The 9,622-nt window shown below is 69.4% G+C and carries 10 protein-coding genes; 8 read left to right on the top strand and 2 right to left on the bottom strand.

Going from position 1 to position 9,622, the window contains the following annotated elements:
* From ccsA to msrQ, 3 genes are all read left to right on the top strand, one after another.
* Positions 1-232 (top strand): cytochrome c biogenesis protein CcsA (gene ccsA / locus U4Z64_RS23625; protein ID WP_162285568.1); only part of this gene is annotated, 232 nt, incomplete at its 5' end.
* Positions 233-390: 158 nt separating this feature from the next.
* Entirely contained in the window at positions 391-1,386 is a 996-nt protein-coding gene (gene msrP, locus U4Z64_RS23620; protein WP_321821242.1) for a protein-methionine-sulfoxide reductase catalytic subunit MsrP, read from the top strand.
* 20 nt (positions 1,387-1,406) lie between these two features.
* Complete coding sequence (gene msrQ, locus U4Z64_RS23615) at positions 1,407-2,096, top strand: protein-methionine-sulfoxide reductase heme-binding subunit MsrQ (protein ID WP_321821241.1); 690 nt, start codon at positions 1,407-1,409, stop codon at positions 2,094-2,096.
* Positions 2,097-2,181: 85 nt separating this feature from the next.
* Here the strand turns inward: msrQ and lptM are convergent, their stop codons facing one another.
* The gene (lptM, locus tag U4Z64_RS23610) at positions 2,182-2,463 is read right to left on the bottom strand and encodes an LPS translocon maturation chaperone LptM (protein ID WP_321821240.1); all 282 of its coding nucleotides are present in this window, start codon (positions 2,461-2,463) and stop codon (positions 2,182-2,184) included.
* A gap of 36 nt (positions 2,464-2,499) precedes the next feature.
* On the opposite strand from lptM, the gene cyaY reads away from it, so the two are divergent.
* Positions 2,500-2,826: an iron donor protein CyaY gene (gene cyaY / locus U4Z64_RS23605; protein WP_321821239.1), complete on the top strand. Its 327-nt coding sequence runs from the start codon at positions 2,500-2,502 to the stop codon at positions 2,824-2,826.
* 99 nt (positions 2,827-2,925) lie between these two features.
* On the opposite strand, the gene U4Z64_RS23600 is transcribed toward cyaY, so the two are convergent.
* Positions 2,926-5,313 (bottom strand): penicillin-binding protein 1A, encoded by a 2,388-nt coding sequence (locus U4Z64_RS23600; RefSeq protein ID WP_321821238.1) that lies wholly within the window; start codon positions 5,311-5,313, stop codon positions 2,926-2,928.
* A 226-nt stretch (positions 5,314-5,539) separates the two neighbouring features.
* Between U4Z64_RS23600 and U4Z64_RS23595 the strand changes: the two genes are divergently transcribed.
* Genes U4Z64_RS23595 through U4Z64_RS23580 form a run of 4 tightly spaced genes read left to right on the top strand, consistent with a single transcriptional unit; the run spans position 5,540 to position 9,616 of the window.
* Entirely contained in the window at positions 5,540-6,463 is a 924-nt protein-coding gene (locus tag U4Z64_RS23595) for a competence protein ComA (RefSeq protein WP_321810710.1), read from the top strand.
* Entirely contained in the window at positions 6,460-7,095 is a 636-nt protein-coding gene (locus tag U4Z64_RS23590; RefSeq protein WP_321821237.1) for a fimbrial protein, read from the top strand. The genes U4Z64_RS23595 and U4Z64_RS23590 overlap by 4 nt, the downstream gene beginning before the upstream one ends.
* The gene (locus tag U4Z64_RS23585; protein ID WP_321821236.1) at positions 7,092-7,958 is read left to right on the top strand and encodes a pilus assembly protein; all 867 of its coding nucleotides are present in this window, start codon (positions 7,092-7,094) and stop codon (positions 7,956-7,958) included. The genes U4Z64_RS23590 and U4Z64_RS23585 overlap by 4 nt, the downstream gene beginning before the upstream one ends.
* A complete protein-coding gene (locus U4Z64_RS23580; RefSeq protein WP_321821235.1) occupies positions 7,955-9,616 on the top strand; it encodes a type IV pilus secretin PilQ in 1,662 nt (553 codons plus the stop codon). Before U4Z64_RS23585 ends, U4Z64_RS23580 begins: the two co-directional genes overlap by 4 nt.
* Positions 9,617-9,622 lie beyond the last annotated feature (6 nt).

The raw sequence follows: 9,622 nt of genomic DNA, 5'->3' as shown, positions 1-9,622 counted from the left end.
TGCGCTGTGGGCCGCCGAAGCATGGGGAGGCTACTGGAGCTGGGACCCGAAGGAAACCTGGGCGCTGATCGTGTGGCTCAACTACGCGGCCTGGCTGCACATGCGCCTGATGAAGGGCCTGCGCGGCGCGGTTGCCGCCTGGTGGGCGCTCACCGGCCTGCTCGTGACGACGTTCGCGTTCCTCGGCGTCAACATGTTCCTGTCCGGGCTGCACAGCTACGGCAAGCTGTAAGATTTCCGACGCGGGTCCGACAAAAGACCGCCGGCGCACTGCGTGCCCGGCGGTTTTCTTTTGTAACGGGCGGGCGGTCCGGGCGTCGAACGGCGCAGGATGGGTCGGGTCGAACGCTCATGAAGCGTGCGCGCCGCGCATGCAGGAGGAGCAGCACGATGTGGATCAAACACCCTTTGCGTACCGTACTGACCGGCGGTGACATCGCGCAGAGCCAGATTACGCCGCGCGCGGTGTTCGAGAACCGGCGGCGCGTCTTGCAGGCCGCCGGCCTGGCGGCGGCGGGCGGATTGCTCGGCGGCAGCGGCGCTGCGTTCGCCGCCTATGCGTCGCCGGACGCGCGGGCCGCGAAGCTCGTGGCGAAAACCAACCCGAAGTTCGTCGCGGCCGACCAGGTGACGCCGTTCAAGGACATCACGTCCTACAACAACTTCTACGAGTTCGGCACCGACAAGGGCGACCCGGCGCAAAACGCCGGCACGCTGCGGCCGCGCCCGTGGCGCGTGAGCGTCGAAGGCGAGGTGCTGCACCCGAAGGTGTTCGATCTCGACGAACTGCTGAAGCTCGCGCCGCTCGAAGAGCGCGTGTACCGGCTGCGTTGCGTCGAAGGCTGGTCGATGGTGGTCCCGTGGATCGGCGTGCCGCTGTCCGAGCTGATCAAGCGCGTGCAACCGACCGGCAACGCGAAGTACGTGCAGTTCGTCACGCTGGCCGATCCGTCGCAGATGCCGGGGCTGTCGACGCCGGTGCTCGACTGGCCGTACTCGGAAGGGCTGCGGATGGACGAGGCGATGAATCCGCTGACGCTGCTGACGATGGGCGTATACGGCCAGGTGTTGCCGAACCAGAACGGCGCGCCGGTGCGGATCGTCGTGCCGTGGAAGTACGGCTTCAAGAGTGCGAAGTCGCTCGTGAAGATCCGCTTCGTCGACAAGCAGCCGAAAACGAGCTGGAACACGTACGCGTCGAACGAATACGGCTTCTATTCGAACGTGAACCCGAACGTCGATCACCCGCGCTGGAGCCAGGCGACCGAGCGCCGGATCGGCGAGGACGGCTTCTTCACGCCGAAGCGCAAGACGCTGATGTTCAACGGCTACGGCGATCTCGTCGCGTCGATGTATCAGGGCATGGACCTGAAGAAGAATTTCTGAGTGCGCCGGTGAGAAACGACATGCCTCCTTCGACGCTGACGCCCGCGCGCGCGTCCGGCACGCGCACGGCTGCCGCCGGCAGTTCCCGGGGCGGCGCAGCGCGTGCTGCCGCGCCGCGCTGGCTTGCCCCCGCCAAGGTACTGGTTTTCGCGGCCGGACTCTATCCGCTCGCCCGTCTCGTGCTGTTCGGGCTGACCGACCGGCTCGGCGCGAACCCGATCGAATTCATCACGCGCTCGACGGGCCTCTGGACGCTGGTGATGCTCTGCCTCACGCTCGGCGTCACACCGCTTCGGCGCGTGACGGGCGTTCCCGCGTTGCTGCGCTTTCGCAGGATGATCGGCCTGTTCGCGTTCTTTTACGCGACGCTGCATTTCACGACGTATCTGTGGTTCGACAAGTGGTTCGACGTGCTCGCGATCCTGAAGGACGTCGGCAAGCGTCCGTTCATCACGGTCGGCTTCGCCGCGTTCGTGCTGCTGATTCCGCTGGCCGCGACCTCGCCGCGCGCGATGGTGCGCCGGCTCGGTCGTCACTGGGCGACGCTGCATCGCGCGATCTATGCGATCGCGCTGTTCGGCGTGCTGCATTTCTGGTGGATGAGGGCCGGCAAGCACAATCTCGCGCAGCCGAAGCTCTACGCGGTGATCGTTGCGGTGCTGCTCGGCTGGCGCCTGCTCGAATGGGGCTGGCGGCGCGTCCGCGCATGACGAGGCGGGCTCGGAAAAACAAAAGGCGATGACGGGCAGTCATCGCCTTGGTCGCGCAGGAAGCCGCGCGAGCGGCGGCGCACGCTTACTGCGTGGCGGCCGGGCCGGATGCCGGCATCGCGGCCTTCGATGCATCGCTCGACAGCTCCGGTGACAGCGTGAGCGGCGTGCCGGAAGAATCGGGAATGCTGTCGGACGACGCGTTTTCATCGGTCGGCGTGACGTCGGACGGCGCCGTGTCCTGCTGCTGGATGGGCTTCGCCGGCAACGGGGGCACGGTGGGCAGATAGAGCGGACCGCGTTGACCGCAGCCGGCAAGAATCGCCAAAGCCGCTACAATCGCGCTCATCCGGAAAACGACTCGCATGATCGTCCCTGAACAATTTAACCGATAGAGTTTAGCATGTCCGATACTGAATACCTGGCCCGTGCCGAGGCCGTGCTGGCGGCCGTCGAGCGTACCGTGGATGCCGCGAACGACGGCGATCACGACATCGATCTGGAGCGCAACGGCGGCGTGCTGACGCTGACGTTCGAGAACGGCTCGAAGATCATCGTCAACCTCCAGCCGCCGATGAAGGAGCTGTGGATCGCCGCGAAGGCGGGCGGGTTCCATTACCGTTTCGTGGACGGCGAATGGCGCGATACGCGCACCGGCACCGAGTTCTTCGCGGCGCTCACCGAGTACGCGACGCAGCAGGCCGGCCTGCCGATCACGTTCGGCGCGTAACGCGTCCGGCGCTCGCCCGGCCGGGCGCCGATACGCCGGATCGAAGCACAAGGAAAAAGCGCCCCGCGGGGCGCTTTTTTCATGCCCGGGCCGTTCGTATCAGTGGCCGCGGAACAGGTTCATGATGTCCTGCTTCTCCTGTTCGTCGACGTGCGGCACCGCTTCGTCGGTGCTCTGCACCGCCGGCGCCTGCGGCACGCCGACCGTCGACACGAAGCCGTGCCCCGGCGTGAAGTCGGTGAAGTACAACTCGCTGCCGAGCGCCTGGACGTCGTCCGGCATCGTCGGCTTGAACTCCGGCACGCCCTTCAGCGCCGCGCCCATATAGTCGATCCAGACCGGCAACGACAGGCCGCCGCCGGTTTCGCGATCGCCGAGGCTGCGCGGGTTGTCGTAACCGATCCACGCGATCGCCGCGAGCGTGTGCTGGTAGCCGGCGAACCACGCGTCGTGCGAGTCGTTCGTCGTGCCGGTCTTGCCTGCGAGGTCGGTGCGCTTCAGCACGTTGGTGCGCGCGCCCGTGCCGCGCTGCGCGACGCTCTGCAGCAGGCTGTTCATCACGTATGCGTTGCGCGCGTCGATCGCGCGCGGCGCGTTCTGCTCGGCGATGAGCGGCTGCGCGCGGGCGACGACAGCGCCGTTCGGATCGGTCACTTCGGCGATCAGGTACGGATTCACGCGGAAGCCGCCGTTCGCGAACACCGAGTACGCGCCGGCCATCTGCAGCGGCGTGACCTGGCCCGCGCCGAGCGCCATCGGCAGGTAGGCCGGATGGCGGTCGGCGTCGAAGCCGAAGCGCGTGATGTACTGCTGCGCGTACTTCGTGCCGATGTGGTTCAGGATCCGGATCGACACGAGGTTGCGCGAGCGCTGCAGCGCGGTGCGCATCGACATCGGGCCTTCGAAACCGCCGCCGTAGTTCTTCGGTTCCCACGGCTGGCCGCCGGTTTCCGCGGCGCTGAAATACAGCGGGCCGTCGTTGATCACCGTGGCCGGCCCGAGGCCCTTGTCGAGCGACGCCGAATAGATGAACGGCTTGAACGACGAGCCCGGTTGCCGCCACGCCTGCGTGACGTGGTTGAACTTGTTCTTGTTGTAGTCGAAGCCGCCGACCAGCGAGCGGATCGCGCCGTCCTGCGGAACGATCGAGATGAACGCGCCTTCGACCTGCGGCAACTGCGTGATCGACCACTTCCCGGCGTCGTTCTTCACGACCCGGACGATCGCGCCCGGGCGGATGCGGCGGTTCGGCTGCGCGCCGGCCGACAGCGCGCCCGACGCGAAGCGCAGGTTGTCGCCTTCGATCGTCGCGCTGCTGCCGTCGATGAAGGCGATGGTGATCTGGCGCGGGGTGGCCGCGGTGACGACCGCCGCGATCAGCTCGCCGTTGTCGGGGTGTTCGAGCAGCGCATCGTCGATCGCCTGCTCGCGATCGTCGGCGCCGGCCGGCAATTCGATGAAGCCTTCCGGCCCGCGATAGCCGTGGCGGCGCTCGTAATCCATGATGCCCTTGCGCAGCGAGGTGTAGGCAACCTGCTGGTCGGCGGAATCGATCGTCGTGACGACGTTGAAGCCGCGCGTATAGGTTTCCTCGCGGTACTGCGCGTACATCATTTGTCGGACCATTTCCGCGACGTACTCGGCGTGCACGCTGAACTCGCGGCCCGCGCCCTTGACGGCGAGCGGCTGCGCGGCGGCTTGGTCGTACTGCTCGCGCGTGATGAAGTTCAGCTCGAGCATCCGCTGCAGGATGTATTCCTGGCGCACCTTCGCGCGCTTCGGATTGACGACCGGGTTATACGCGGACGGCGCTTTCGGCAGCCCCGCGAGCATCGCCGCTTCGGCGAGCGTGATGTCCTTCAGGTCCTTGCCGAAATAGACCCGTGCGGCGCTCGCGAAGCCGTACGCACGCTGGCCGAGATAGATCTGATTCATGTAGACCTCGAGAATCTGATCCTTCGTCAGCGCGCGCTCGATCCGGTAGGCCAGCAGCATTTCGTAGATCTTGCGCGTGTAGGTCTTTTCGCTCGACAGGAAGAAGTTGCGCGCGACCTGCATCGTGATCGTGCTCGCGCCCTGCGACGCATGGCCATTCGTCAGTGCGACGAAGCCGGCGCGGGCGATGCCGGTGAGGTCGACGCCGCCGTGATCGTAGAAGCGTGCGTCCTCGATCGCGAGGATCGCCTTCTTGAGCGAGTCGGGCACGTCCTTGAAATGGACGATGTCGCGGCGTTCCTCGCCGAATTCGCCGATCAGCACGTGATCGGACGTATAGATGCGCAGCGGTACCTTCGGACGATAGTCGGTCAGCGCGTCGAGCGACGGCATGTTCGGCCACGCGACGACGAGCGCGTAGCCGAGCACGAGGCCGCCGGCCACGACGAGGGCCACGCACATCGCGGCGAGGCCGATCAGGACTTTCAGCCACCAGGACCGCTTCTTCGGCTCGGGCGCGGGAGGCGGGGACGTAGGAGACGTGGATTGCATAGGCATACCGGAAAACAGTCCCGCGATTATAGCTGCCCGGTAAGACCGGTCCTGACGCGGGGGGCGGCGGCCGGAAACCGGCGGATCGCGGTGCCGCCGGCATAGTGTCCGCGAGGTCGCCCCGTGCCACAACTGGCCGTCCGGCCGACTGTCGGGCACACGCGCCGCTTTGCAGAATCAGGCCTCGGAAACGCGGCGTGGGCCGCAACGATCGCGGGAGGCTGGGATGACAGGACGATGGGCGGCGCGGTTCGCGCCGGGCAGGCACCGTTCGACGGGCATCGACGTCGGGGCGGACGAGGTGAGGGTGGCCGTGCTGAGCCGGCGCGGGCGGGCCGTGGAGGTGCGGGTCGAAGGACTCGAGCGGGAGCCGGTCGGATTGCAGGACGGGCCGGAGGAGGCGCGCTGGGCCGCGGTCGCACGCGCGTTGGCGGCGGCCGTGTCGCGATTGTCGGCGGCGGGCGTGCGCTGCGACACGCGCGGCGTGATGGCGCTGCGCGACGACGAAATGCGGACCGCGACGCTCGACCTGGCCGGGCGCGACGACGTCGCGGACGCCGCCCGGCAGGCCGCTGAACGGATCTCGGGGTTGCCGCCCCACAGCCTCGCGTTCGACTGGCGGCAGGACGACGGCGCGTGCCCGGGCGAGATCGAGGTCGCCGTGGCGCCGCAGGCATTGCTCGAACGGCGGATCGACGTCGCCGCGCAGGCCGGCGTCGACCTGACGGCCGTCGACGGCGAATCGGCCGCCGCGCTGCGTGCGTTGCGCTATGCCGCGCAGTTCGAACCCGATGCCCACGGCCCGTACGCCGCATTCTGGTTCTGCGACACGGGCGTGCGTGGCTGGCGGGTCGACGGTTCGATCGCCGTACCGGTGCTCGCGGTGTCCGGCGACGTGCAGGCGGCGTTCCCCGACGCATTGCGCCAGTGCGTGTTCGAGCCGGTGCGCTGCGTGCTCGTGGCCGGCGACGCGCGCAGCATCGCCCGCTGCGGTACGTCGGCCGCCGATATCGGCGATGCGCTCGGCGTGGCCGCGGTGCCGTTCGACTGCACCGGATGGGACGGGCTGCCGGGCGTGCCCGCCGGAACGCAGGGCGGTCCGGCGTTTGCGCTCGCGATCGGGCTGGCGCTGCGCGGGGTGTGGGAATGATGGCCGATGTGGGGTTCGGGCGAACTGCCGCCGGCCACGCCGTGCTCGGCGGCTTCAATCTGCTGCCGTACCGTGAGCGGCTGGCGCAGGCGTTGCGGCGGCGCCGTGCCGCGCAGTGCGGGGCGGCGATCGTGCTCGGCGTGCTCGGGGCCTGCATGTGGACGGGGGCGGCGACGGCGTGGCGATGGCGCGTGGATGCGGAGCGTACGCGTGTGGAGGCGCGGCTGCGGCAATTGCAGCCACGGATCGATGCCGAACGGCGCGCCGCCGGCGTGGCCGCCGACCTCGCGCGACGCGATGCACGGGCGGCCGCGCTTGCCGCGCCTTGCCGGCGTGTCGCCGGGCTGCTCGCGACGCTGGCGCAGGTGCGCGAAGACACCGTCCGGCTCGACGCATTGCGCACGACTGCGTCCGGCGCCGTGCTCGACGCGCGCACGACGAGTTACCGGGCGGCCGCGCGGTGGCTCGCACGGATTGCGGTCGAGCAGCGTGACTGGCGATTCGATGTCGGTGCGCTGACACCTGCTTCGGCCACGCCGGTCACGGGTTCGGCCGTGCCGTTCCGGTTTTCCGTGCAGGTGCGTTGGCACGACGCGCCGCCGCGGCAGAACGCAGCGGGAGGCGACGCATGACGGCGATCACGCATCGGTCCATGCCAGCCGGTGCCGGGCGGCGCGGCCGCGTGGCGCGGATGTCGCCGGCCGCGGCGCATGCCATCGGCTGCGTGGCGGCGTTCGCGTGCGTGACGATGGGCACCATTCATCTGATGGATGCCGTCGACGCGAGCGGCCTCGCACGCAGTCGCGCGTTGCTGGCAACGGCACAAGTGCGTGCCGCCGACGCACAGCGGCTGCTCGCGACCGCGCCACGGCGCAACCCGGACCCGGCTGCCGGGCACGCCTCCAGCGTGCCGCGTGCATCGGGGTGGCCCGCACTGATGCTCGAACTGGCGGACCTGGCCGGCGCGAGCGGACTGCGGATCGTGTCGATCGAGCCGCGGCGCACTGACGAAGCGGCGCCGGATGGCCGACGCACGGTGCGGATCGTCGCGGACGGCGGCTTTCCGGCGTTGCTGCGGCTGATCGGCGGGCTGGCGAGTTTTCCCGCGCTGGTGGTGCCGTCGAGACTGCACATCGAGCGGAAACCGCCCGCGTTGCGGGTGGACATGACGATCGACGTGTTTCCGGCGCTGTCGGGGGCTCGTGTTCCCGATGGCACGGTGCGGCTGCTTGCCGGCGTGCCGAGCGACGATCCATTCGGCGGCGATGGCTTGCCCGCGCAGGCCGACGATGCGACGCCGCGCCTGGCCGGCACGATTCGCGACGTACGCGCCGGGCTCGCGCTGTTCGACGCGGGCGATGGCGCATTCGCGACCGTTGCGCCGGGCGAAGCGTTCGGGATGTCACGCGTGGTGAGCGTCGATGCCGGTGCGGTGACGCTTGCGACAGCCGACGGCGCGCGCCGGTTCGTCATGGATGACGGAGGTCGCCCATGACGAAGTACGGATGGCGGGCGATCGCATTCTGGGTCGGATCGGGCGCGGCCGCGGCACACGCGGCGCTGCCGCCGTTGCCCCCGTTGCCGCCTTTGCCGCCGGCCGGCTGGCCGATCGCATCGATGCAGGCGCATGCCCAGGACACACCGCTGCCGCAGGGTGCGCCCGACGGTGCGGACGGCGCGGACGGTGCAGCGCCCGGGCATGACGGTCCGCCGCCGTTCGATCAGGCCGTGCGCGCGGCGCTTCAAGCGGACACCACCGCACCGGTGCCCCGGCTGGAAGGGCCGCCGATTCCATTGCCGCCGCCGACGCGCATGAGCGACGCCGCTGCGCGGCACCCCGGCGATGCGGATGACGCGCGGCGGATCTCGCTGAATCTGCAAGGCGCCGGGCTCGCTGCCGCGTTCGACGCGCTCGCGCGATTCACCGGGCTCAGCATCATCGTCGGCGAGCAGGTGCGCGGCACCGTGACGTTACGTCTGAACAATGTCCGCTGGCGCGATGCGTTCGACACGTTGCTCGACACGCACGGGCTGGCGATGTCCCGGCGCGGCAACGTGATCTGGGTCACGCCGGCGGCCGAACTCGCCGCGCGCGAGCGCGAGCGCTTCGAAACGCATGCACGCGCGGCCGAGCTGGAGCCGCTCGCGAGCCGGACCTTCGCGCTGCATTACCCGCGCGCGCAGGACGTGCAGCGGCTGCTGGCCGGAGCGACCGGCCAGCGCCTGCTGTCGAAACGCGGCGCCGCGGCGGCCGATCCCCGCACGAACCTGTTGTTCGTCACCGATCTGGCGCCGCGCATCGCGCAGATCGCGGGCTTGATCGACGCGATCGACCGGCCGTCGCGGCAGGTCCGGATCGAGGCGCGGATCGTAGAAGGCGAACAGGGCTTCTCGCGCAACCTCGGCGCACGCGTCGCGCTGCGCGCGCAGGGACGGGCGCCCGCGGCCGACGGCGCGGCATTCGCGACGGACACGCGCAACGCGCTCGACCTGGCCGCACGACCGCTCGGCGGCTTCGAGGCGGCGACGGCCGGCTTCACGTTGTTCGCCGCGCCGCTCAGCCGCGTGCTCGACGTTGAATTGAGCGCGCTCGAGGCGCAGGGGCGGGGCCAGATCGTTTCCAGCCCCCGCGTGGTGACGGCCGACCGCGTGAAGGCGATCGTCGAACAGGGCTCGGAGCTGCCGTACCAGGCGAAGGTCGGCAACGGCGTGAGCGGCGTGCAGTTCCGCCGCGCGACGCTGAAGCTCGAGGTCGAGCCGCAGATCACGCCCGACGGGCGCGTCGTGCTGGACCTGGACGTGACGAAGGACAGCATCGGCGAGCCGACGGCGGCCGGCCCGGCGATTCATACGAAGCACGTCCAGACACGCGTCGAGGTCGAGGACGGCGGAACGGTCGCGATCGGCGGGATTTACGAGCAGTTGAACCGGGACGATGTGACGCGGGTGCCGCTCTTGGGCAAAATACCGGTACTGGGCGCGCTTTTCCGGCACCGCGCACGGCGCGACCAGCGCAGCGAATTGGTCGTCTTCATCACGCCGACGGTCGTCGGCGCGCGTTGCGAAACGGCCGGCGCGGGCGACGCAGATGCGGGAAAAACGGGGCCGGAAGCCGGCGGCGCAGGCTCGACAAGGCAGCCGCTTTGCCAGTAAGCTGCG

It is taken from the genome of Burkholderia sp. BCC1996 (genome assembly GCF_905339955.1).
GTDB lineage: Bacteria > Pseudomonadota > Gammaproteobacteria > Burkholderiales > Burkholderiaceae > Burkholderia.
The sequence above is the reverse complement of the archived record's forward strand: the minus strand, read 5'-3'. Positions and strand labels throughout refer to the sequence as shown.

Coding starts and splice junctions, on each gene's coding strand:
- msrP (WP_321821242.1), top strand. CDS start 391: ATGTGGATCAAACACCCTTTGCGTACCGTACTGACCGGCGGTGACATC.
- msrQ (WP_321821241.1), top strand. CDS start 1,407: ATGCCTCCTTCGACGCTGACGCCCGCGCGCGCGTCCGGCACGCGCACG.
- lptM (WP_321821240.1), bottom strand. CDS start 2,463: ATGCGAGTCGTTTTCCGGATGAGCGCGATTGTAGCGGCTTTGGCGATT.
- cyaY (WP_321821239.1), top strand. CDS start 2,500: ATGTCCGATACTGAATACCTGGCCCGTGCCGAGGCCGTGCTGGCGGCC.
- U4Z64_RS23600 (WP_321821238.1), bottom strand. CDS start 5,313: ATGCAATCCACGTCTCCTACGTCCCCGCCTCCCGCGCCCGAGCCGAAG.
- U4Z64_RS23595 (WP_321810710.1), top strand. CDS start 5,540: ATGACAGGACGATGGGCGGCGCGGTTCGCGCCGGGCAGGCACCGTTCG.
- U4Z64_RS23590 (WP_321821237.1), top strand. CDS start 6,460: ATGATGGCCGATGTGGGGTTCGGGCGAACTGCCGCCGGCCACGCCGTG.
- U4Z64_RS23585 (WP_321821236.1), top strand. CDS start 7,092: ATGACGGCGATCACGCATCGGTCCATGCCAGCCGGTGCCGGGCGGCGC.
- U4Z64_RS23580 (WP_321821235.1), top strand. CDS start 7,955: ATGACGAAGTACGGATGGCGGGCGATCGCATTCTGGGTCGGATCGGGC.